Below are 22,398 nucleotides of genomic sequence, written 5' to 3'. Positions count from 1 at the left end.
GGCGGCGGGTCGACCGAACTGGTGCTGGTCGACACCCGCCCGGCGATGCCGGCGATCCTCGACTGGCACAGCGTGCCATGGGGTGTGGTCTCGCTGACCGAAAGCATCGGCCATGGCGGCACGGCCGCCTATACGAACATGCGCGAGCGGGTGCGCGAAAGCATCGCGCCGTTCGCCGGGCGGCTGCCGGGTGGCGCGCGCGGGCTGCGGCTGCTCGGCACCAGCGGCACCGTGACCACGCTGGCCAGCGTCCATCTGGGGCTGACCAGCTACGATCGGTCGGTGGTCGACGGGCTGTTGATGCCGGCGGCGGCGATGCGGTCGGTCAGCCGGCATATCGCCGGGCTCGACATGGCCGGGCGATCGGCGGTGCCGTGCATCGGCCACGAACGCGCCGACCTGGTGGTGGCGGGCTGCGCGATTCTTGAGGAGATCCTCGATCTGTGGCCGGCGGAACAGCTCGGCATCGCCGATCGCGGCATCCGCGAGGGCATTCTGCGGCGGCTGATGGGATCACGACATTGAAGGACACAGCATGAGCCGGGGCGGATCAGGGGGGCGGACGCGGGTCCGCACCGCGCGGGGGCGCAGCGCGCAGTCGACCCGCTGGCTCGAACGTCAGCTCAACGACCCCTATGTCAAACGCGCCAAGGCGGAGGGCTATCGCAGCCGCGCCGCCTACAAGCTGACCGAGCTGGACGAACGATTCGGACTGTTGCGGGGCGCGAAGCGGGTGATCGACCTGGGCATCGCGCCGGGCGGCTGGACGCAGGTGGTGCGCAAGATGGCGCCGCGCGCGGCGGTGGTCGGCATCGACCTGTTGCCGGTCGATCCGATCGAGGGGGTGACCATCTTCCAGATGGATTTCCTCGACGATGCCGCGCCGGCGATGCTGACAGACGCGCTGGGCGGCGCACCCGATCTGGTGCTGTCGGACATGGCGGCGAACACCGTCGGCCACCCGCAGACCGATGCGCTCAGGACGATGGCGCTGGTCGAGACCGGCCTCGCCTTTGCCATCGACGTGCTCGAGCCGGGTGGCGCCTATGTCGCCAAGGTGTTCGCCGGCGGCGCCGATTCGGCGCTGGTTGCCGAGATGAAGCGCAACTTCACCAGCGTGAAGCACGCCAAGCCCCCCGCCAGCCGCAAGGGGTCGTCCGAATGGTATGTCGTCGCGCAGGGCTTCAAGGGACGTGCGGAAGAATAGGCTCGTGACCGCGGTCGTCGCGAAGCAACCGCCCCCTTTCAGTGAGCGAATCGCGGTTACCGCCGTGGACCGCGCCTGAACGAACGTCCGGTGCTTGCGCCGGCCTGATGTCCTCCGTATCGCTGCGCGGCGCTGGGGGCCTGTAGCTCAACTGGTTAGAGCTGGCCGCTCATAACGGCTAGGTTGCGGGTTCAAGTCCTGCCGGGCCCACCAGCGCTTGGCCGCGCGGCACTTCGCCGCTAAGGAGCGGTCCGTCGGGGAGTGGCGCAGTCCGGTAGCGCGCCTGCTTTGGGAGCAGGATGTCGCAGGTTCGAATCCTGTCTCCCCGACCATCACTCAAAAATGGCCGATTTCTGCGCAGCGAAGCCACCCAGCGGCCGGGGTGGGACGGTGGACCGCCGCGAGGCTTCACCCCTCGCGACGACGCAAGGGACTGCTCATGCCCAATCGCGGCATTTGGAGGTCTGTCCGATCCCCGGATTGAGGGCGTTGCACGGATCGAGATCGCGGTAGAAGCGCGCCAGCGCCGGCTTGGCCGGATAGAGGTGGCCGACGTTGTGTTCGGCCGGATATTCGGCGCCGCGCGCGTCGAGCAGCGCCCACATGCGATGTTCGATATCGAGCGGGTCGACCCCGGCGCGGACGATATAGTCCTGGTGGAACACGTGGCAGAAGAAATGCCCGTAATAGAATTTGTGGAGCAGCGCGCCGTCGATCTCGGCCGGCAGCGACTCGAACCAGTCCATGTCGTTGCGGCGCAGCGCAATGTCGAGCGCGACGATGTCCGACACCTGCCGCCGGTGGATCGTGCGGTAGCGCACCGCCGCGCCGGCCGCCGCGAAACGGTGGGTGAAGGCGGCGTCGCCCTCATCGGCGGTGCAGCGGAACCAGTCGCCGGTCGCCGATGGCAGCAGCGCGCGGAGCATCGTTTCGAACGCCGCCGCGTCATTCGCCGACACCTTGATCATCAGGTGGTGCGCGAAGCGGTCGCGATAGGCGCGCAGGCGGGCGGGCAGGCGCACCGGCAACAGGCGTGATACCGCCTGCATCGCGCGGTCGCTGAAATCGCGCAGCCCGATCCGCCGCGCGGCGAGATCCACCGCCGCCTTGAACCGGAACAGCGCGGGCAGGCGCGCGCCGCCCAGCCGCCGCACCGCGAGATAGGTGTCCTTGCCGTAGCGTTCGGTCAGGACGAAGGCGTCCCGGTGCAGATATTCGGCGGCGATCGGCAGCGCGAGGTCGCTGGCGAGCACGTCGCGGCGCAGCCGGGCCAGTTCGGCCGGATCGTTGGTGCCGATATAGAACACCGCCGGCGCGGCCTCCGCCGGGAAGGTATCGAGCCGCACCGCGAACAGGATCAGCTTGCCCGCCGACCCCGATGCCTCGAACAGCCGCGCGGCATCGGCGTTGAACCGTGCCGGCGTGGCGGCGGCGACGTCGCGGACGTGCGCGGCATAGCCGTCGTCGCTGGCGCGGCCGGCGTCGGCGCGGATATCCGCCTCCGCGAAATCGCCCGCCTCGACCCGCGCCAGCATCGCTTCCGGTTCGTCGCCCAGCGCGATGCCGAGGTGGTTGACCAGCGTGAGCTTGCCCGCTTCGTCGAGCCGGGCGTAGAGCGCCAGTTCGGTGAACGCCGGCCCGCGCCGGATCAGCGCGCCGCCCGAATTGTTGCTGATCCCGCCGAATACCGAGGCGCCGATGCACGACGACCCGATCACCGAATGCGGCTCGCGCCCCAGCGGCTTGAGCGCGGTCTCCAGATCGGTGAGCGTCGCGCCGGGCAGGCACACCACCTGCGCGCCGCCCCGGATGACGTGGGTGCCGGCCAGCCGCAGCGTGTTGACCAGCACGATCGGGCGATCGTATCCGTCGCCGTCGGGGGTCGATCCGCCGGTCAGCCCGGTGTTGCTGGCCTGCATGATGATGATGCCGCCCGCCGCGACCACCGCCTGCGCCACGCGCCATAATTCGACCAGCGACCCCGGCCGCGCCACCGCCAGCACAACGCCGCCGCCGAAGCGGAAGCCGGTGCGATAGGGCAGGGTGGCGTCGCCGGTGAGGACATGGCGGGCGCCGACCAGCGCGCGCAGCGTCGCGACCAGATCGGCGGGGGGCGGGGACGAAGGGTCGCGGGCGGGCGTGGGGGTAGGGGCCGGGGCGGGGGTCATGCCGCCTTCGTTACCGCCCGGTGCCGATGCTCGCAAATCGCGATTTCAGGGACGGAACGAGGGGCGGGCGGTGGGGTCGGAAGGTCACACCAAGGTCACGCCTGAACTGGTTTGTGCGGGGGTGCGACCGCTGCGGTGTGAACACAGTGCTCCGCTCGCTCGGGCGGCAGGCCATTGGCGTGCGGGTGAGGCGCGCTTCGTTGGCCACGATTCTCCGTATTTGGTTTCAGGTTATCTACAAATATAACCTATTTGGAGCATGTAGGAAAGAGGGCGCGTGAATGGGTTCGGCAGGGCGGCGCGCGCCTTGTTCCCTGTTCGGCGAGCCACCGATCGCGTCGCGCTGGGAGGCCGTGCAAACGGCTCGCATCGGGCATGGCGGTCCACCCCGGATCGCCGTCGCGGGGGGGAGGGGCCGGGCGCCCAATCCGGCGCACCGCGCGTGGCGCTGGATTGCTTCCCCGGCTTGCGCCGGATCGCAATGACGGTTTGGATCGGAGGCCGGGGGGCGTCCCAGCGTGCGCGCTTCAATCCGACGTTAAACGCAAGCCGGTCTACGGCGCTAAAGGCAAGCCGGCCTACGGTGCGCGCGGCGTGCGCGCGCCGCCCCCGGCCCCCGTTCCACGCCCCGCCTATTCCGCCGCCACACCGGCCGCCGAGAACATGTCGCCGCCATCGCCGTCGCCGCCCTCATTCGCTGCCGGGCCGGCCTTGGCTTTCTGGCGCTTGTCGAAGCTGTCCCACACCGAATTCCAGTCGCCGCGCGTCGCGCCCTTCGAATATTCGGTCGCGCGCTGTTCGAAGAAATTGGCGTGCTCGACCCCGTTGAGCAGCGGCGCCAGCCACGGCAGCGGGTGGTCCTTGATCATGAACATCGGCTTCAGCCCCAATTGGCCCAGCCGCCAGTCGGCGATGTAGCGGATGTAGCGCTTCAACTCCTCGGGGCTCATGCCGTTGACCGGGCCCATCTCGAACGCCAGCTCGATGAACGCATCCTCGAGGTCGACGGTGTGGTGGCACATGTCGCGGATATCGCGCTTGAGCGCGGGGGTGAGCACGTCGCGTTCCTTCACGAAGGTGTGGAACAGTTTGATGATCCCCTCGCAGTGCAGGCTCTCGTCGCGCACCGACCACGACACGATCTGGCCCATGCCCTTCATCTTGTTGAAGCGCGGGAAGTTCATCAGCATCGCGAACGACGCGAACAGTTGCAGCCCCTCCGTAAAGCCGCCGAACATCGCCAGCGTGCGCGCGATATCGGCATCGGTGTCGACGGTGAAGTTCTGGAGATAGTCGTGCTTGTCCTTCATCTCGGCATATTCGAGGAAGGCGCCATATTCGCTCTCGGGCATGCCGATGGTGTCGAGCAGGTGGCTGTAGGCGGCGATGTGCACCGTCTCCATGTTGCTGAACGCGGCCAGCATCATCTTGATCTCGGTCGGCTTGAACACGCGGCCGTATTTCTCGTGGTAGCAATCCTGCACCTCGACGTCGGCCTGGGTGAAGAAGCGGAAGATCTGCGTCAGCAGGTTGCGCTCGCTCTCCTCCAGCTTCTGCGCCCAGTCGCGGCAATCCTCGCCCAGCGGCACTTCCTCGGGCATCCAGTGGATCTGCTGCTGGCGCTTCCAGAAATCATAGGCCCAGGGATATTCGAAGGGCTTGTAGGTCTTGCGGGCGGAGAGGAGGGACATGGGGACTTCCTTGCTTCTAACCGAAAATGAGCCAGGCGGTGGCGAGCAGGCCGATCAGGCCGCTGACACTGCCGAGGATGATGCTGACGGGCTTGCGCGCATCGATCCGCGCGACCGCCGCATGATAGGCCGGGCCGTCGCCGTATCGGCGGTGCAGGCGGCGCTTCATCGTTTCCTCGGGCGTGAGGAACAGCAGCAGATCCCGCAGGGTATCGGCCGCCCACCACGCCAATATAGGAAGCGCGAGCACGATCAGCACCACGACGGCCCATCCTGGCATCACGCCACCCCCGCCAGCAATGCCGCGCTGGCAAAGCCGGCCATGAACAACGCGAAGGCGCCGAGCATCGCGGCGGCGATGCGGTTGCGATAGACGGCGGGCGCGTCGGCGGCGGGGCGCGTGGCGACCAGCACCCCCGCCGCCAGGCTGACCGCGCCGACGCCGTACATGATCAGCGGCGCGCGGCTCATGCAGCGATTTCCGCGTTCGGGCGTTTCGCCCGCGCAACCATCACAGGAGAAGCACCATGGCCGATGCCAGCCACATCAAGGAACATATGGACGTGATCGGCGCCGACGGCGTCCACGTCGGCACCGTCGACCGAGTCGAGGGCGGCCGCATCAAGCTGACCAAGGCCGACAGCGGCGAAGGCGCGCACAAGGGGCATCACCATTTCATCTCGCTCGGCCTGGTCGCCGACGTCGAGGGCGACAAGGTGCGGCTGAGCGCCAACGCCGACGTCGCGGTGACGTTCGAGGAAGAGGCGTAATCCGCGCTTCCCCTCTCCCGGCGGGAGAGGGGAGGAGCCGCGCAGCGGCGGAGGGGTGAGGGTGTGCGATCCTGCCGTCATCGACCCTCACCCTTCCGCGCCTGCGGCGCTCCCTCCCTCTCCCGATGGGAGAGGGAATTGGCGATCGTCGCGATCACGCCGTCGATATTCTCCAGCACGTCGTTGTTCCAGAAACGGAGGACGCGATAGCCCTCGCTCTCGATGAAGCGGGTGCGGGCGGCGTCTTCGACGGCGTCATGCTGGCCGCCGTCGACCTCGATGACGAGCCGGGCGCCGAAGCACAGGAAATCGACGCGGTACGGGCCGATCGGCGCCTGGAAGCGCCACTTGAACGCCGGGAACGCTTCCTTGAGCGCGCGGCGGAGGCGCTTCTCGGCCTCGGTCGCGTTGCGGCGGAGATGCCGTAGTTGGGTGACGGTGCCGGCGGGCTGGTTTGTATAGAGGCGCATCGCCCTCACCCTTCCGCCGCTGCGCGGCTCCCTCCCTCTCCCGATGGGAGAGGGAATCGGGGCGCGCCGCAACCGAGCGCCGTCCTGCCAAAGGTAGGGGCGATCTCGCCTCTCGACATGAGAGGGAATCGAGGCGCGCAACCCCTCTCCCTTTGGGAGAGGGAGGGCCCCGGCCGCAGGCCGGGAGGGTGAGGGCGACCTAGTCCCGCCACCTCACTGGCACGCCAGGCATTCGTCGTAATCGCGCGCTTCGAGCGCGATCTGCTTGAGGTCGGGGGTGTTGTCCGCCTCCACCCCGCCGGCGAACCCGGCGCGCTGCACCGATTTCGAGCGCAGGTAATAGAGCGACTTGATGCCCAGCTCCCACGCGCGGAAATGGAGCATCAGCAGATCCCATTTCTCGACGTCGGCCGGGATGAACAGGTTCAGCGACTGCGCCTGGTCGATGAACGGCGCGCGGTCGCCGGCCAGTTCGAGCAGCCAGCGCTGGTCGATCTCGAACGACGTCTTGAACACGTCCTTTTCATCCTGGCTGAGGAAATCGAGATGCTGGACCGACCCGCCCTTTTCCAGGATCGAGTTCCACACCGCGTCCGAATTCTTCGATTTGTCGGACAGCATCCGTTCAAGATACGGGTTCTTGATCGACCATGACCCCGACAGCGTCTTGTGGGTGTAGATGTTGGCCGGGATCGGTTCGATGCAGGCGCTGGTGCCGCCGCAGATGATGCTGATCGACGCGGTCGGCGCGATCGCCATCTTGCAGCTGAACCGTTCCATCACGCCCATGTCGGCGGCGTCGGGGCAGGGGCCGCGCTCGATCGCCAGCGCCATCGACGCCTCGTTCACCTGCGCGCTGACGTGCTTGAAGATCTTGAGGTTCCACGCCTTGGCGGTGGCGCCCTCCATCGGCAGCCCGCGCGCCTGAAGGAACGAGTGGAAACCCATCACGCCGAGACCGACCGATCGCTCGCGGCTGGCCGAATAACGCGCGCGGGCCATCTCGTCGGGCGCGCGCTCGATATAGTCGGTCAGCACATTGTCGAGGAAGCGCATCACATCCTCGATGAACTGCTTGTCGTCCTTCCACTGATCCCAGGTCTCGAGGTTGAGCGACGACAGGCAGCACACCGCGGTGCGATCGTTGCCGAGATGGTCCTTGCCCGTCGGCAGCGTGATCTCCGAACACAGGTTCGACGTCGACACCTTGAGCCCCAGGTCGCGGTGATGCTTGGGCATCGCCCCGTTCACGTGATCGCTGAACACGATGTACGGCTCGCCGGTGGCGAGGCGGGTCTCGACCAGCTTCTGGAACAGTCCGCGCGCGTCGACCTTGCCGCGTTCCGACCCGTCCTTGGGCGATTTCAGCGTCCATTCGGCGCCGTCGCGCACCGCTTCCATGAACGCGTCGGGAATGAGGACGCCGTGGTGGAGATTGAGCGCCTTGCGGTTGAAGTCGCCCGATGCCTTGCGGATCTCCAGGAACTCCTCGATCTCCGGGTGCGAGATGTCGAGGTAGCACGCCGCCGAGCCGCGCCGCAGCGACCCCTGCGAAATCGCCAGCGTCAGCGAATCCATCACCCGCACGAACGGGATGATGCCGCTGGTCTTGCCGTTGAGGCCGACCGGCTCACCGATGCCGCGGACATGGCCCCAATAGGTGCCGATGCCGCCGCCGCGCGACGCCAGCCAGACATTCTCGTTCCAGGTGTCGACGATGCCTTCCAGGCTGTCCGGCACCGAATTGAGGTAGCAGGAAATCGGCAGCCCGCGCCCGGTGCCGCCGTTCGACAGCACCGGCGTCGCGGGCATGAACCACAGGCGGCTGATATAGTCGTAGATGCGCTGCGCGTGGGCGGCATCGTCGGCATAGGCGGAGGCGACGCGGACGAACAGGTCCTGATATTTCTCACCCGGCAGCAGGTAGCGGTCCTGCAACGTGTCCTTGCCGAAATCGGTCAGCAGCGCGTCGCGGCCGTGGTCGACCTCGATCGGATAGGGCTGCGGCGCGACCGATTTCGAATCGGGCAACGATGCCGCCGCGCCAGCCGCGGCGATCGCCGCGCCGGCCGCTTCCATCGCACCGGCGGCGGCGTCGCTCACCCGGCTGTCCGTCGTATCCCTGAAATCCATTTCCGCTGCCCCTGTACCGTCCAATTGCGTATCCGATTTCCGACTCGGGAAACCCCCACACTACACCCGCCACGCCCTGGAACAAAGCGTGACCAAACCCGTGGCGCATGGTGAATCCGGCCAGGGTTACAATATAGGATTGCGGGGCGATTCCACCATCACTTGGGCTGACCCCCCAGCGCAACCACAACAGATTGTGCCCAATCGTCGGCGGAGGCAATACTCGGTTCGTCGCTGGAATGACTCGGTTCACGGCCCCCGCCACCCGCCCGACAGGCGGCGACGCGCGGACTTTCCTCGCCTCCGCGAAAGGCAAGGGGACATAAGCGGAACAAAAAATATTTCGTTGTGGAGCGAATGTGGATCGGCGTGGACGGGGGCGTTGTTGCGATGGACCGTGCCGGTTAGCGTGCAGGCCGCGAATGGGGGGACGGGGATGCGGACGATCGGGGCGGTGATGGCGGCGGCGGTGATCGGCGCGGCGGTGGCGGTGCCGGCGATGCCGACGGTGGCGGTGCCGGCAATGCCGGCGGTGGCGGTGCCGCCGGCGGGGCGGGACGCGCCGCGGGTCGAGGAGGTGTCGCTGGGCGATATCGCGGCGGCGCTGGCGGCGCGGCGGGCGACGGCGGAGGGCGTGACGCGCGCCTATCTCGCCCGGATCGCGGCGATGGACCGGCAGGGACCGGCGCTGCACAGCGTGATCGCCACCAATCCCGATGCGATCGCCCAGGCGCGGGCCAGCGACGCGCGGCGCCGCGCCGGCACGCCGCTGGGGCCGCTCGACGGGGTGCCGATCCTGGTCAAGGACAATATCGAGACTCGCGACCCGATGCCGACCACCGCCGGCAGCCTGGCGCTGAAGGACAATCTGACCGGCCGCGACGCGCCGGTGATCGCGCGACTGCGCGCGGCGGGCGCGGTGATCCTGGGCAAGACCAACCTGTCCGAATGGGCCAACATCCGATCGAGCGCGTCGATGAGCGGGTGGAGCGCGATCGGCGGGCTGGTGCGCAATCCCTATGCGCTCGATCGCTCGGCGTGCGGATCGTCGAGCGGCACCGGCGCGGCGATCGCCGCCAGCTTCGCCGCCGCCGGCATCGGCACCGAAACCGACGGATCGGTGGTGTGCCCGTCATCGATGAACGGGCTGGTCGGGCTGAAGCCGACGGTCGGGATGGTCAGCCGCACCCATATCGTGCCGATCAGCCACAGCCAGGACACCGCCGGGCCGATGGGGCGCAGCGTCGCCGACGTGGCGATGCTGTTTTCCGCGATGGTCGGCAGCGACCCCGCCGATCCCGCGACCAGCGGCGCCGATGCGCAGCGCCGCGACTATGCCGCCGGATTGCGCGCCGATGCGCTGGCCGGGCGGCGCATCGGCGTGATCCGGCCGCCGGCGATGCGTCCGGCGCTGGCCGCGCGCTATGACGCGGCGCTGGCGGCGCTGAAGCGCGCGGGCGCGGTGCTGGTCGATGTCACGCCGCCCAAGGCGGAGGGGATCGCCGCCGCCGAGTTCGACGTGCTCAAGATGGAGCTGAAAAGCGACCTTGCCGCCTATCTGGCGAGCACCCCGGCGACGGTGGCGACGCGCTCGCTGGCCGATGTCATCGCGTTCAACACCGCCCATGCCGCGCAGGAAATGCCGTTCTTTGGCCAGGAGGTGTTCGAGGCGGCGCAGGCGACCGGCGGGGTCGACGATCCCGGATACCGGGCTGCGCGCGCGACCTCGCTGCGGCTGGCCGGGGCGGAGGGGATCGACGCGATGCTGGCGGCGGCGGAGGCGACGCTGCTGGTCGCGCCGAGCTATGGCATGGCGTGGCTGTCCGACCCCGTCTATGGCGACCAGTTCCAGGGGCCGAGCGCGAGCGAGCTGCCGGCGATCGCGGGGTACCCGCACCTGACCGTGCCGATGGGGCTCGCCGCCGGGTTGCCGGTCGGGCTGAGCTTCATCGGGCCGGCGTGGAGCGACGGCGCGGTGCTGGCGGCGGGCTATGCCTATGAACAAGCGAGCCATGCGCGCGTGGCGCCGCGCTATCCGCCGACCGTCGCGGGCACGGCCGGAGGCGAGGGCGGATCGACATCCAGGCGGTAGCGATGCTTTGCTGCGTCAAGCCTGCAATGTATGTAAACTGAAATTACAGGAGGAAGCCGCAGGAAACAGCGGCTTTTCATCGCACGCTTGCGCGAGGTGAACCTACAGATAGAGCGTTGAAATGATCGACATGCCTCAAACTCCTCCGCCCGCGTATGAACAGGTTGTCACGCAGAAGTTGCTTCAGTGCGGACTTCGGGACGGCGGGTTCACAGTCAAATACGAGAATGAACTGCAAAGCGTCGAGATTGTGATTGAGAAGGAGGCCGGCGCATCTGCGGCTAATCTCGATTGCATCCGAGAAGCCGCCGGCTACGAGATCGTCACCTTCAAAGACCCGTCCTTGCAGCAAACCTATCAGGACCGGGTGTCTGAGGTGTTGCGGCCAAAGATGCTGGCAGATACGAAGGCAGAACTCGAAAAGCGCGGTTTGCTTGACGGGTTCCCCGAACGATCCAAATTCGGCTCCGACAAGCTGTTCGCTGAGGCGCTGGAACGGCACTGTGGAATGAAGCCAGGTTCGTTTTTCGTCCAAAGCCAGTGGGGCTTGATCGGCCAACCGAAGCTCGGTCGCCAGAGCAAGGCTGACGAAACGAAAATGTCCTGTCTTACGGCGACCATTATGTATGTCAGCGCCAAGGGCGAGGACTTCAAATTCGGCTTTATCGGCAACGAGGCGGTTGCCCCAGAGCGGTGACAGGCGGTTTATGGCTAACCCCGCGTTGGTCCTTCCGGGGAAAGCCGGACACCGGCGCCACAACAGACGCCGGCCGCGGCCCTCGATCCGCGATCGAGTCCGGGATGACGCCTGCAAAAACGGGCGCACCCGCCGCTGATATTGGTGAACGTGGATCCGCGCTGGCGGCGGGATGACGGGTGGCCGGGTGCCGCCAGTTGGATGGCCGGCGCGGTTCGGCGCTGTCCCCGGTCGGGACGGCGCTTAACCATGGTTGGCGCTGGCCAAATTCGTAAACGGCGCGTTAACTGTCGCCATGCAGCGAACAGTCACCGCATCGGGCCACGTCGCCCGCGAAGCCCGGGGCCACCCCTTCCGCCGCTCCTTGCGCGCGCCAGCAATCGCCGCCGCGCGCAACGAGGACAACGACCTGAAGCTGTTCGTGCTGAGCTTCACCGCCTTCTTCGTCTGCTTCTACACCTTCCTGATGTAGTCGCGCGCGGCGGCGCGCCTCAGTCGCAGGCCATGTGCAGCTTGTGCGCCAGCCACGCCGCCGGCATGCACGCGATCGCGACCAGCAGCAGCATGTTCTCCGGCGTGACGCCCGCCCCGGTCAGCCCCAGCACCACCACCGCGCCGACGGTCATCGCGCCCGAATTGACGACGTTGTTGGCGGCGACGGTGCGCGCGGTCTGATCCTTGCTGACCGTGGTCGTCAGGAAGGCGTAGAGCGGCACCACGAACATGCCGCCGGTGATCGCGATCGCCACCAGCGTGGCGATCACCAGCATTGCGCGCGGCATCGTCACGAATTCGGCGATATTGTAGAGCGTGCCCGGCGGCGCGGGGACGAAATTGCGCGCTTCGATGGAGAAGGCGACGATGCACACCGCCATCGCGATCACCGAGGCCGGGCCGTATTTCGCCGAGATATGCCCCTTCAGCAGCCAGTTGATGACGACCGATCCGATCGCCACGCCGACGGAGAAGATCGCGATGGTCAGGCTGGCGACGCGTTCGTCGGCGGTCAGCACGTTCTTGACCAGCGGCGGGAACATGATGATCAGCACCGCGCCGATCGACCAGAAGAAGCTGATCGCGCAGATCGCCAGGAACAGCCGGCGGATATGCAGCGTCGCGCTGATCAGCCGCCATGAGGCGGTGAACGGATTGTAGTTGATCTCCAGCGGCCCGCCCAGCCGCGGCGCCGGCGGCACCATCCGCCCGGTCGCCCAGCCGCACAGCGCCACCGCCAGCGTCATCCCGGCCGCGAGCCGGATATCGTGGACGACGAACCCCGCCACCACCGTGCCGACCAGGATCGACAGATAGGTGCCCGCCTCGACCAGCCCGGTCCCGCCCAGCACCTCGTCCTCCTTCAGGTGCTGCGGCAGGATCGCGTATTTGATCGGGCCGAAGAAGGTGGAATGCGTGCCGAGGAACAGCACCGATCCCAGCATCATGCCGATGCCCAGGTTGACGTGCCCCGCGCGCGCGGCGAGCATTCCGGCGCCGCCGAACAGCATGATCGCGATCTCCGCGGTCTTCACTATCCGGATGATTTTCGCCTTGTCGTGATTGTCGGCGAGCTGGCCCGACAGCGCCGACAGCAGGAAGAATGGCAGGATCGCCAGCCCGGTCGCCAGCGCGTTGAAATTCGATTCGAGTCGCGCGTCGTTGAAGATCTCATAAGTGGCGAAAAGCACCATCGTCGTCTTGAACAGATTGTCGTTGAAGGCGCCGAGGAACTGGGTGACGAACAGGGGCAGAAAGCGCCGCTGCTTGAGGAGCCCGAGGGCGTTGAGCATGAAAATATGGGCCTCGGTCGTTCCTGATCGGGCGGGCATAGCCGACCGGGGGAGGGGGCGACAACGACGGTTTTCATCGCAAGGGTGGCGCCGGCCGCACAGCGCGTTAAGACGAGGCGCGATGCTGACGCTGCCCAACATCCTGACTCTGTCGCGAATCTTCGCGGTGCCGCTGCTCGCGTGGCTGTTGTGGTGGCCGCAATGGACCGCCGGCTATGCCGCCGCGTTCGTGCTCTACTGCGTGATCGGCGCGACCGACTATCTCGACGGCTATCTGGCGCGCGCGCAGGGCACGGTATCGAAGCTCGGCATCTTCCTCGATCCGATCGCGGACAAGATCATGGTCGCGGCGGTCGTGTTGATGCTGGTCGCCACCCGCGACATATCCGGCCTGCACCTGATCGCGGCGCTGATCATCCTGCTGCGCGAGATCATGGTGTCGGGGCTGCGCGAGTTCCTGGGCGGTATCCAGGTGTCGGTACCGGTGTCGCGGCTGGCCAAGTGGAAGACGACGCTGCAACTGATCGCGCTGGGGGCGATGATCCTGGCGGGCGCGGTGCCCGGGTGGCCGTGGGTCAAGCTGATCGGGCTGGCGTCGCTGTGGAGCGCGGCGACGCTGACGCTGGTGACCGGGTGGAACTACCTGCGGTTCGGCCTGAGGCACATGGAAAGCTGATGGCGCTGTCCCTGCTCTATTTCGCCTGGGTGCGCGAAGCGGTGGGGACGGGGCAGGAAACAGTCGATCCGCCCGCGACCGTCGCCACGGTCGCCGAACTGGTCGACTGGCTGGCCGGGCGCGGCCCCGGCCACGCCGCCGCCTTTGCCGAGCGGGGCCGGCTGCGCGCGGCGATCGACCAGCGGTTCGTCGCGATGGAGACGCCGATCGCCGGCGCGCGCGAGGTGGCGATCTTTCCCCCGGTGACCGGCGGATGATCCGCGTCGTCGTTCAGCACGGCGCGATCGACATCGCCGCCGAACTGGCGCTGGTGGAAGCGGATGCGGGCGGAGCGGGCGCGGTCGCCAGCTTTACGGGGCTGGTCCGCGCCGACGACGGCGTTTCCGCGCTGGAGCTCGAACATTATCCGGGGATGACCGAATCGGTGCTGCGCCACATCGCCAACGATGCGGCGGCGCGCTGGGCGCTGAGCGGCGTCACCATCGTCCACCGCGTCGGCGCGATGGCGCCGGGCGAGCGGGTGGTGTTCGCCGCCGCCGCCGCACCGCACCGCGCGCCCGCGCTGGAGGCGTGCGCGGCGCTGATCGACCGGCTCAAGACCGAGGCGCCGTTCTGGAAGCGCGAACGGCGCGGCGCGGCGGCGCGCTGGGTCGAGCCGCGCGAGGGCGATATCGCCGCGGCCGCGCGCTGGGTGGCGGGGTAGGTGGTGCCGAGGCGCACGGACCCGGAGCAAGGGTGACGAACAGCGCGTCGGCGCGGCGCTAGAAGCCAGCCCTACCGTTCCGCCAGCACCTGCGCGAGCAGGCGGAAGTCCTTCTCGCGCGGCGACCCGCGCCGCCACACCAGCGCGATATCGCGCGAGGGATTGGCGGCGGCGAGCGGGGTCGCCTCCACCCCGGTGCCGTCGAGGATGCCGGCCCTGATCGCCATTTCGGGCAGGATCGTCACGCCCAGCGCATTGTCGACCATCTGGACGATGGTGTGGAGCGAGGTGCCCAGCATCGTCGCCTCGGCGCGGATCTCCGGCCGGTTGCACGCCGCCAGCGCGTGATCCTTCAGGCAATGACCGTCCTCGAGCAGCAGCAGCCGCGTCTCGTCGATGTCGCCGGGACGCACGCCGGGCGGGGCGGGGGTGATCTCGCCGCGCGGATAGGCGAGGAACAGCCGATCCTCGAACAGCTTGGCCGCCTCGACGTCGCCGCAGGCATAGGGGAGGGCGAGCAGCACGCAATCGGTGCGGCCGTGGCTCAGCCCCTCGCACGCGGCGCCGCTCGGCTCCTCGCGCAGATAGAGCTTGAGATCGGGGTAGTCGGCGCGCAGCCGGGGCAGGATGCGCGGCAGCATGAACGGCGCGATCGTCGGGATCACGCTCATCCGCATCTCGCCCGACAGTGGCTGGCCGGCGGCGCGGGCCATGTCGCCCAGCTCGTCCGCCTCGCGCAGCACGCGGCGGGCCTTTTCCGCGATCCGCTCCCCCACCGGGGTAAAGCGCACGACGCGGCGGGTCCGCTCGACCAGGGTGATGCCGATCAGCGTCTCCAGTTCGCGGATGCCCGCCGACAGCGTCGACTGGGTGACGAAGCAACTGTCGGCGGCGCGGCCGAAATGGCCGGCGTCGCGCAGCGCGACGAGATATTGGAGCTGCTTGAGCGTGGGAAGGTAGGTGGCGGCCAGTGATCGTCTCCGTCGATGGGTGGCCGGTAGATAAGCGGTTTGGGCGATGATGTCAGGAGGGCGGCGGGTGCGGCGGGATTCATGGCCCTGGGCGGCAATCGATTCCCGCCTGCGCGGGAATGACGGGTTTTTTCGTGGCGGGCAGACCAATAATCTGCCCTCTCCCCGTTCGTGCTGAGCTTGTCGAAGCACCGCCCTTCCTTCTCTCCCGCGCGGGCAAAGAAGGACGGCCCTTCGACAAGCTCAGGGCGAACGGGGAGGGGGGCGCCGCCGCGATGTCCGGCGTGGGGAGGATGCGCGAAACCACCCTCTCGCCGTTTGTGCCGAGCCTGTCGAAGCACTGCCCTTCTTTCTCTCCCGCGCGGGCAAAGAAGGACGGCCCTTCGACAGGCTCAGGGCGAACGGGGAGAGGTGGGGGCTATGCCGCCTTGGTGCACGAACGGTGAGAGGCGGGGTTACGCCGCCTCGGCCAGTTCGGCCGGCAGACGGATCAGGTAGTCGAACGCGGACAGCGCCGCCGTCGACCCCGCACCCATCGCGATCACGATCTGCTTGTACGGCACCGTCGTCGCATCGCCCGCGGCGAAGATGCCGGGTTGCGAGGTCTCGCCGCGATGATCGATCTCGATCTCGCCGTGCGGGGTGAGCGCCACCGCGTCCTTCAGCCATTCGGTGTTCGGGACGAGACCGATCTGGACGAAGATGCCCTCCAGCTCGATCTGGTGCATCGCGTCGGTGTTGCGGTCCTTGTAGCTGAGCCCGCTCACCCGCGTGCCGTCGCCGTGCACTTCGGTGGTGAGCGCCGAGGTGATGACCTTGACGCTGGGCAGGCTGGCGAGCTTGCGCTGGAGCACCGCGTCGGCGCGCAACTGGCTGTCATATTCGATCAGCGTGACGTGCGCGACGATGCCGGCGAGGTCGATCGCCGCCTCGACCCCCGAATTGCCGCCGCCGATCACCGCGACCCGCTTGCCCTTGAACAGCGGGCCGTCGCAGTGCGGGCAATAGGCCACGCCCTTGTTGCGATATTCGGCCTCGCCCGGCACGTTCATCGTCCGCCAGCGCGCGCCGGTCGACAGGATCAGCGTGCGCGCGCGCAGCGACGCGCCGTTGGTCAGCACCACCTCGTGCAGGCCGCCTTCGCGCTGGGCCGGGATCAGCTTTTCGGCGCGCTGGAGGTTCATGACGTCGACGTCATAGTCGCCGACATGCTGTTCGAGCTGGGCGACCAGCTTTGGCCCCTCGGTATGCGACACCGAGATGAAGTTCTCGATCGCCATGGTGTCGAGCACCTGCCCGCCGAACCGCTCGGCCGCCAAGCCGGTGCGGATGCCCTTGCGCGCGGCATAGATCGCCGCCGCCGCGCCGGCGGGACCGCCGCCGATCACCAGCACGTCGAACGCTTCCTTGTCCGCGATCGCCGCCGCCGCGCGCGTTTCCGCGCCGCTGTCGATCTTCGCGACGATCTGCTCCAGCTCCATGCGGCCCTGGCCGAACGGCTCGCCGTTGAGGAACACGGTGGGCACCGCCATGATCTGGCGCGCCTCGACCTCGTCCTTGAACAGCCCGCCGTCGATCGCGGTGTGGGTGATGCCGGGGTTGAGCACCGCCATCAGGTTGAGCGCCTGCACCACGTCCGGGCAGTTCTGGCAGGTCAGCGAGAAATAGGTCTCGAAGTGGAATGCGCCGTCGAGCGCCTCGACCTGCTCGATCACTGCCTGCGCCGCCTTTGACGGGTGGCCGCCGACCTGGAGCAGCGCGAGGACGAGGCTGGTGAATTCATGGCCGAGCGGGATGCCGGCGAAGCGCACGCCGATGTCGGTGCCGGCGCGGCGGACGAGGAAGCTGGGGCGGCGCGCGTCGTCGTCGGCGCGGATCACCGCGATCCTGTCCGACAGCGCGGCGATCTCATCGAGCAGTTCCGCCATCTCGCGCGACTTGGCGTCGTCGGCCAGGCTGGCGACCAGCTCGATCGGCGTGCGGATGTTGACCAGATAGGCCTTGAGCTGCTGCGTGAGATTGGCGTCGAGCATCATGGACTCCGAAAGATGAAAACGAAACGGCCCGGGGCGAGGAGGAATTCGCCCCGGGCCGCCGTGCGCCCATGGGGGATGGGCGGACTTTGGGGATCGGAGACTGGTTAGATCTTGCCGACCAGATCGAGCGACGGGGCCAGCGTGGCCTCACCCTCTTCCCACTTGGCGGGGCAGACCTCGCCGGGGTGCGCCGCAATATATTGTGCCGCCTTGATCTTGCGCAGCAGCTCAGTCGCGTTGCGGCCGACGCCTTCCGACGTCACCTCGACCAGCTGGATCACGCCTTCGGGATCGACGACGAAGGTGCCGCGATCGGCCAGGCCCTGACCCGCGCGCAGAACCTCGAAATTGTTCGAGATCACATGGTTCTGGTCGCCCAGCATGTAATAGTTGATCTTGCCGATCGCGGGCGAGGTGTCGTGCCACGCCTTGTGGCTGAAATGGGTGTCGGTCGAGACGGAATAGACCTCGACGCCCATCTTTTGCAGCGTCGGGTAGACGTCGGCCAGGTCCTCGAGCTCGGTCGGGCAGACGAAGGTGAAATCCGCCGGGTAGAAGAAGAACACCGCCCACTTGCCCTTCGTGTCGGCGTCGGTGACCTGGACGAACTTGCCTTCCTTATAGGCCTGCGCGGTGAACGGCTTGATGGGGGTACCAATCAGCGACATGAGTCTGTTTCTCCAATTGTGCATCGCGGCGGAAATCGGCGTTGCACTGCCGCATATAGGGAGCCGGGCGGCGGGGTAAAACGGGAAGCCTTGTTCGCCGTGATCGATAGAATCGATCAAGCGTCGCGCGGTGATCGACCCGGGGCGCGTTTCAGCGCAGCGCCAGATAGACGCTGTACGCGCTCGTCACGGTCAGCAGCGCGCCGACCAGCGCCATCATCGGCCGCGCCGGCACGCGCTTGGCGAGGAAACCGCCGAACGGTGCCGCGATCAGACCGCCGATCAGCAGCCCGATCGTGGTCATCGTGAAGGCGGCGAACCCCATCGTCGCGAAGAAGGTGGCGGAGACGGTCGCGGTCAGGAAGAATTCGCTGGTGTTGACCGTGCCGATCGTGGTGCGCGGGGTGGAGCCCTGGACGAGCAGGTTGCTGGTCACCACCGGCCCCCAGCCGCCGCCGCCCGCCGCGTCGAGGAAGCCGCCCGCCAGCCCGAGCGGTTCGATGATCTTCGGCTGGCGCGGCTCGACCCGGCCGCGCCACGCGCGCCACAGCAGGTAGAGCCCGATCGCGGCGAGATAGGTCATCACGAACGGCCGCGCGATGCCGGCGTCGATGCTCGACAGCACATAGGCGCCGAGCACCCCGCCGATCACGCCGGGAATCACCAGCCGGCGGAACAGCTTCCAGTCGACGTTGCGATGCACGATGTGGCTGACGCCCGACGCGGCGGTGGTGAAGGTCTCCACGGCGTGGACGCTGGCGGAGGCGAGCGCGGGGGGCATCCCCAGCACGCTGACCAGCAATGTCGAATTGATCACCCCGAAAGCCATGCCGAGCGCGCCGTCGACGATCTGCGCCGCGAAGCCCACCGCGATGTACGGAAGGATCTGCGACCAATCGAAACCGCCCATGCACGTCTCCAGACCAAGAAGCGTGGACGATGGCGGCGGACGCTAAAACCTACAACACAGATAGAGTTTTACCGCGACAAACCGAAAGTTGTCGACGCTGGAATTCGGGTGCATGGCCGCCTACATGCTCCCGAACAAGGGGTTTTGGGCATGTTCACCGGGCTGATCGCCTATCTCGATTCGATCAAGGCGCGCGACCCGGCGCCGCGATCACGCTGGGAAGTCCTGCTGTATCCGGGCGTGCTGGCGCTGGGGATGCACCGCATCGCGCACGCGCTGTACCGCCGCCGATTCTACTTCCTGGCGCGCTGGGTCAATCACTATGCGCGGTTCCTGACCGCGATCGACATCCATCCGGGCGCGAAGATCGGCCGCAATTTCTTCATCGATCACGGGTTCACGGTGATCGGGGAGACGGCGGAGATCGGTGACGACGTCACCATCTATCAATGCGTCACGCTGGGCGGCACCGCGCCGGACAACGGCGTCGCCGGGAAGCGCCATCCGACGATCAGCGACGGCGCGATCATCGGTTCGGGCGCGCAGGTGCTCGGCCCGATCACGGTCGGCCAGCGCGCGCGGATCGGCGCCAACGCGGTGGTGACGCGCGACGTCCAGCCGGGCGCGGTGATGGTCGGCATCCCGGCCAAGGCGACGCTGGTCGAGGCCGAGGCCTATCAGCGCGACTTCGTCCCCTATGGCACGCCGTGCAAGGGCGGCGAGTGCGATCCCGCCGCGCAGAAACTGGAGGCGATGCGCGGCGAGCTGGAGGGGCTGCGGCGGCGGATCGACGCCTTGTTGCAGGAACGGAACGTGGAGCGCGACCGCGCCTGATGGGGACGGTGACCCCCTTTCCATTGCCGCGCGGCGCGCCGACCCAGATCGGTTTCGAGCGGCTGGAACTCAATCGCATCCTCGATCTCTACGGCCGGATGGTCGCGGCCGGGCATTGGCGCGACTATGCGATCCAGCTCGGCCATGACGCGGCGGTGTTCGCCGCTTTCCGCCGCGCCGCCGAACGCCCCGAATTCCGGATCGAGAAGCGTCCGGCGCTGCGCAACCGCCAGGGCATGTGGTCGCTGATCGGCGAACATGACGGGGTGCTCAAGCGCGGGCACGAGCTGGGTCCGGTGCTGGCGCCGGTCGAGCGCCGGCTGATGAAGATCGTCGAGGGGTAGGGGCCGGGGAACTCCGGCCGTCATTGCGAGCGTAGCGAAGCAATCCGGCGCCATGCGCGGGGCACTGGATTGCCGCGGGGCTACGCCCCTCGCAATGACGAGTCCGCGAGTGCCGTCCGCCCCTAAGCCGCGACCGCCTGTTGCACCGGCGGCAGGCGGCGGGCGAGGTCGCCGAGGGTGGAGACCACCCGCCGCCGGGTCGGGTGCCAGAACGCCGACAGCAGCAGCAGCGCCGGTCGAGCGCCGGCTGATGAAGATCGTCGAGGGGTAGGGGCGGGGAACTCCGGCCATCATTGCGAGCGTAGCGAAGCAATCCAGCGCCATGCGCGGGGTACTGGATTGCCGCGGAGCTATACCTCTCGCAATGAAGAGTCCGCGAGTGCCATCCGCCCCTAAGCCGCGACCGCCTGCTGCACCGGCGGCAGGCGGCGGGCGAGGTCGCCGAGGGTGGAGACCACCCGCCGCCGAGTGGGGTGCCAGAACGCCGACAGCAGCAGCAGCGCCGATCCGATCACCAGCCCGGTGAACGCCGCCGACAATTCGACCACGCCGGCTTTCTGGAACAGCGCATAGAGCGCGTAGAGGACATAGGTGAGGCTGGAGACGAGCAGCGCGCGGCGATCGATCGCCAGCGCGACAAAGCCGAACACCCCATAGAGGGCGAGCACCACCAGCGCGGTGCCCGGCCCGATATCGTCATTGAATACGCCCAGCATGTGGAACACCGAATGCGCGATCATCGGCGCGGCGGCGAGGTGCAGCCAGAAGGCGACGTCGGCGCGGCGGGTGCGGCGTTCGGTGTCGCTCATGTCCCACCACATCGCAAAGGCGAACATCGCGGCCCCGCCCAGCAGCACCATGATGTAAAAGGTCCGGTCCTCCCCGCCGGTCAGCGCGAGCGCCAGCGAGACGACCACCCCGACCAGCGCGGCGCCGCCCGCCGCGACGGTGATCGGGACCATGAATCGCCGCCAGTGCAGCCACGCCGCGCCCGCCGTAACCAGCGCGATACCGGCGGCGATCGCCATGTCGGCGCGATCGGGCAGATCGGGGTTGAGCTGGACGAGCAGCCCGGCCAGCGACGCGGCGACGCCGCCGACGAAGGCGAGCAGCAGCAGGATGCTGGGCAGCGCCATGCGCCGTTGACGGGTGAAATATTCGGCCAGCCCCCAGGCCGCGACCGCGACCGCCGCGCCGCCGAGCGGCTTTGCCGCCCAGCTGCCGATCCACGCCAGCGCCGCCAGCAGCAGCGCGATCGCGATCGCGACGAAGATGTCGTTGAAGCCGGTGAGCAGGCGGAAAGCCTCCTCATCGACCGCGGGCGCCAGCCGGTTCGCCGCGATGTGGTTTCGGAACGCCGCGGCGGATTCGGGGGACAAGACCCCGGCATCCACCGCGCTGTTCAGGTCAGTCTCACTGTACATGGACCCATCCTCCCTGTGCGGCGAGGATAGCAGGTGTGTATTGGTGGATCAATACACTAAGTCGGATGGGCGCGCGGCGGCGGGGGCGGGCGCGGGGCGGGCATCCGCACCCTGACGCTGACGCTGACGCTGACTCTGGCCCTGGCGCCGGCCCTGGCCCTGATCCTGACCCTGGCCCCACCCTCACCCTTCCGCGCCTGCGGCGCTCCCTCCCTCTCCCGGCGGGAGAGGGAAGTTGGTCAGGCTTGCAGGTGCTTCATGATGACCATCGACTGTTCCGCGCCCGATTGCGGGGTGGTTTCCCCGGTGCGGTCGATGATCTGGGCCCAATGGTCGGCGACGCCCTCCACGGTCAGTTCGTCGCCGGTCAGCCGCACGCCCTGCGTCAGCGTGACATAGGACGCCTGGAACACGCCGGCGCCGGCGCCGACGATCGCGTTCGACGGCGCATCCTCCGACACCAGATAGAGCGCGGCGGGGGCGACGTTTTCCGGGGCGAACAGCTTGAACGCTTCCTCCGGGAAGATGTCCTCGGTCATGCGCGTGCCGGCGACCGGGGCGATGGTGTTGACGCGGACGTTGTACTTGGCGCCTTCGAGGTAGAGCGTCTTGGTCAGCCCGGCGAGGCCGAGCTTCGCCGCACCGTAGTTCGCCTGCCCGAAATTGCCGAACAGGCCGGTCGACGACGCGGTCATCAGGATGCGGCCGTAGTTCTGCTCGCGCATCGTGTCCCACACCGCCTTGGTGCAATTGGCCGATCCGTTGAGGTGGACGTCGACGACGAAGCGGAAATCCGCCGGCTCCATCTTGGCGAAGC

General features: G+C 67.9%; 23 protein-coding genes and 2 tRNA genes. 12 read left to right on the top strand and 13 right to left on the bottom strand.

The genetic code is table 11. From position 1 onward, the window contains the following. From VNR91_RS08880 to VNR91_RS08865, 4 genes are all read left to right on the top strand, one after another. Positions 1-525 (top strand): Ppx/GppA phosphatase family protein (locus VNR91_RS08880; RefSeq protein ID WP_414712399.1); only part of this gene is annotated, 525 nt, incomplete at its 5' end. Positions 526-535: 10 nt separating this feature from the next. Beyond that, a complete protein-coding gene (locus VNR91_RS08875) occupies positions 536-1,207 on the top strand; it encodes an RlmE family RNA methyltransferase (RefSeq protein ID WP_325490403.1) in 672 nt (223 codons plus the stop codon). 136 nt (positions 1,208-1,343) lie between these two features. Next, positions 1,344-1,420 (top strand) — tRNA-Ile (locus tag VNR91_RS08870). A 42-nt stretch (positions 1,421-1,462) separates the two neighbouring features. Beyond that, positions 1,463-1,539 (top strand) — tRNA-Pro (locus tag VNR91_RS08865). 105 nt (positions 1,540-1,644) lie between these two features. Here VNR91_RS08865 and dld read toward each other — a convergent pair. From dld to VNR91_RS08845, 4 genes are all read right to left on the bottom strand, one after another. After that, positions 1,645-3,375, bottom strand: coding sequence for a D-lactate dehydrogenase (gene dld, locus VNR91_RS08860; protein ID WP_325490402.1), 1,731 nt, complete (start codon positions 3,373-3,375; stop codon positions 1,645-1,647). Between the two features lie 632 nt (positions 3,376-4,007). Then, a complete protein-coding gene (locus VNR91_RS08855) occupies positions 4,008-5,066 on the bottom strand; it encodes a ribonucleotide-diphosphate reductase subunit beta (protein ID WP_325490401.1) in 1,059 nt (352 codons plus the stop codon). A 16-nt stretch (positions 5,067-5,082) separates the two neighbouring features. Beyond that, positions 5,083-5,328 (bottom strand): hypothetical protein, encoded by a 246-nt coding sequence (locus VNR91_RS08850; protein ID WP_325490400.1) that lies wholly within the window; start codon positions 5,326-5,328, stop codon positions 5,083-5,085. Between the two features lie 17 nt (positions 5,329-5,345). Beyond that, positions 5,346-5,537, bottom strand: a complete 192-nt coding sequence (locus tag VNR91_RS08845) for a hypothetical protein (protein WP_325490399.1) — start codon at positions 5,535-5,537, stop codon at positions 5,346-5,348. A gap of 56 nt (positions 5,538-5,593) precedes the next feature. Between VNR91_RS08845 and VNR91_RS08840 the strand changes: the two genes are divergently transcribed. Then, positions 5,594-5,836 (top strand): DUF2171 domain-containing protein, encoded by a 243-nt coding sequence (locus VNR91_RS08840; RefSeq protein ID WP_325490398.1) that lies wholly within the window; start codon positions 5,594-5,596, stop codon positions 5,834-5,836. Positions 5,837-5,913: 77 nt separating this feature from the next. Here VNR91_RS08840 and VNR91_RS08835 read toward each other — a convergent pair whose 3' ends face one another. Both VNR91_RS08835 and VNR91_RS08830 read right to left on the bottom strand, forming a co-directional pair. Next, entirely contained in the window at positions 5,914-6,306 is a 393-nt protein-coding gene (locus tag VNR91_RS08835) for an endonuclease domain-containing protein (RefSeq protein WP_325490397.1), read from the bottom strand. Positions 6,307-6,519: 213 nt separating this feature from the next. Next, on the bottom strand, positions 6,520-8,439 hold the full coding sequence (locus tag VNR91_RS08830) for a ribonucleoside-diphosphate reductase subunit alpha (protein ID WP_414712397.1): 1,920 nt from the start codon (positions 8,437-8,439) through the stop codon (positions 6,520-6,522). Between the two features lie 523 nt (positions 8,440-8,962). Here VNR91_RS08830 and VNR91_RS08825 point away from each other — a divergent pair. Further along, complete coding sequence (locus VNR91_RS08825) at positions 8,963-10,531, top strand: amidase (protein ID WP_325490405.1); 1,569 nt, start codon at positions 8,963-8,965, stop codon at positions 10,529-10,531. 121 nt (positions 10,532-10,652) lie between these two features. After that, positions 10,653-11,228 (top strand): hypothetical protein, encoded by a 576-nt coding sequence (locus VNR91_RS08820; protein ID WP_325490396.1) that lies wholly within the window; start codon positions 10,653-10,655, stop codon positions 11,226-11,228. Positions 11,229-11,719: 491 nt separating this feature from the next. Here the strand turns inward: VNR91_RS08820 and VNR91_RS08815 are convergent, their stop codons facing one another. Continuing rightward, entirely contained in the window at positions 11,720-13,015 is a 1,296-nt protein-coding gene (locus VNR91_RS08815; RefSeq protein WP_325490395.1) for an MFS transporter, read from the bottom strand. Positions 13,016-13,136: 121 nt separating this feature from the next. On the opposite strand from VNR91_RS08815, the gene pgsA reads away from it, so the two are divergent. From pgsA to VNR91_RS08800, 3 genes are read left to right on the top strand one after another with little or no spacing between them, the layout of a single operon-like run. Further along, positions 13,137-13,691, top strand: a complete 555-nt coding sequence (pgsA, locus tag VNR91_RS08810; RefSeq protein WP_325490394.1) for a CDP-diacylglycerol--glycerol-3-phosphate 3-phosphatidyltransferase — start codon at positions 13,137-13,139, stop codon at positions 13,689-13,691. Further along, positions 13,691-13,948 (top strand): molybdopterin converting factor subunit 1, encoded by a 258-nt coding sequence (gene moaD, locus VNR91_RS08805; protein ID WP_325490393.1) that lies wholly within the window; start codon positions 13,691-13,693, stop codon positions 13,946-13,948. The genes pgsA and moaD overlap by 1 nt, the downstream gene beginning before the upstream one ends. Beyond that, the gene (locus VNR91_RS08800) at positions 13,945-14,394 is read left to right on the top strand and encodes a molybdenum cofactor biosynthesis protein MoaE (protein ID WP_325490392.1); all 450 of its coding nucleotides are present in this window, start codon (positions 13,945-13,947) and stop codon (positions 14,392-14,394) included. The genes moaD and VNR91_RS08800 overlap by 4 nt, the downstream gene beginning before the upstream one ends. Positions 14,395-14,465: 71 nt before the next feature. Here the strand turns inward: VNR91_RS08800 and VNR91_RS08795 are convergent, their stop codons facing one another. The 4 genes from VNR91_RS08795 to VNR91_RS08780 form a co-directional block, all read right to left on the bottom strand. After that, positions 14,466-15,365 carry a hydrogen peroxide-inducible genes activator gene (locus VNR91_RS08795; RefSeq protein WP_325490404.1) on the bottom strand — a complete coding sequence of 300 codons (900 nt, stop codon included), beginning with the start codon at positions 15,363-15,365 and terminating at the stop codon, positions 14,466-14,468. 455 nt (positions 15,366-15,820) lie between these two features. Then, positions 15,821-17,398 carry an alkyl hydroperoxide reductase subunit F gene (ahpF, locus tag VNR91_RS08790; RefSeq protein WP_325490391.1) on the bottom strand — a complete coding sequence of 526 codons (1,578 nt, stop codon included), beginning with the start codon at positions 17,396-17,398 and terminating at the stop codon, positions 15,821-15,823. A 107-nt stretch (positions 17,399-17,505) separates the two neighbouring features. Continuing rightward, positions 17,506-18,069: an alkyl hydroperoxide reductase subunit C gene (gene ahpC / locus VNR91_RS08785; RefSeq protein ID WP_325490390.1), complete on the bottom strand. Its 564-nt coding sequence runs from the start codon at positions 18,067-18,069 to the stop codon at positions 17,506-17,508. A gap of 151 nt (positions 18,070-18,220) precedes the next feature. Beyond that, the gene (locus VNR91_RS08780) at positions 18,221-18,979 is read right to left on the bottom strand and encodes a sulfite exporter TauE/SafE family protein (RefSeq protein WP_325490389.1); all 759 of its coding nucleotides are present in this window, start codon (positions 18,977-18,979) and stop codon (positions 18,221-18,223) included. A 150-nt stretch (positions 18,980-19,129) separates the two neighbouring features. Here VNR91_RS08780 and epsC point away from each other — a divergent pair, with 150 nt between their 5' ends. Together epsC and VNR91_RS08770 are read left to right on the top strand one after the other, a co-directional pair. Beyond that, positions 19,130-19,813 carry a serine O-acetyltransferase EpsC gene (gene epsC, locus VNR91_RS08775; RefSeq protein ID WP_325490388.1) on the top strand — a complete coding sequence of 228 codons (684 nt, stop codon included), beginning with the start codon at positions 19,130-19,132 and terminating at the stop codon, positions 19,811-19,813. Further along, on the top strand, positions 19,813-20,157 hold the full coding sequence (locus tag VNR91_RS08770; RefSeq protein WP_325490387.1) for a DUF2794 domain-containing protein: 345 nt from the start codon (positions 19,813-19,815) through the stop codon (positions 20,155-20,157). The genes epsC and VNR91_RS08770 overlap by 1 nt, the downstream gene beginning before the upstream one ends. 392 nt (positions 20,158-20,549) lie before the next feature. Here VNR91_RS08770 and VNR91_RS08765 read toward each other — a convergent pair whose 3' ends face one another. Together VNR91_RS08765 and VNR91_RS08760 are read right to left on the bottom strand one after the other, a co-directional pair. After that, the gene (locus tag VNR91_RS08765) at positions 20,550-21,581 is read right to left on the bottom strand and encodes a hypothetical protein (protein ID WP_325490386.1); all 1,032 of its coding nucleotides are present in this window, start codon (positions 21,579-21,581) and stop codon (positions 20,550-20,552) included. A 239-nt stretch (positions 21,582-21,820) separates the two neighbouring features. After that, positions 21,821-22,398, bottom strand: a 578-nt coding sequence (locus VNR91_RS08760; protein WP_325490385.1) for an SDR family NAD(P)-dependent oxidoreductase, incomplete at its 5' end; no start/stop codon positions are given.

The sequence above is a fragment of the Sphingomonas sp. genome, assembly GCF_035555815.1.
Taxonomy (GTDB): Bacteria; Pseudomonadota; Alphaproteobacteria; order Sphingomonadales; family Sphingomonadaceae; genus Sphingomonas.
Note: the sequence above shows the minus strand (reverse complement) of the source record. Positions and strands in the feature narration are given on the sequence as shown.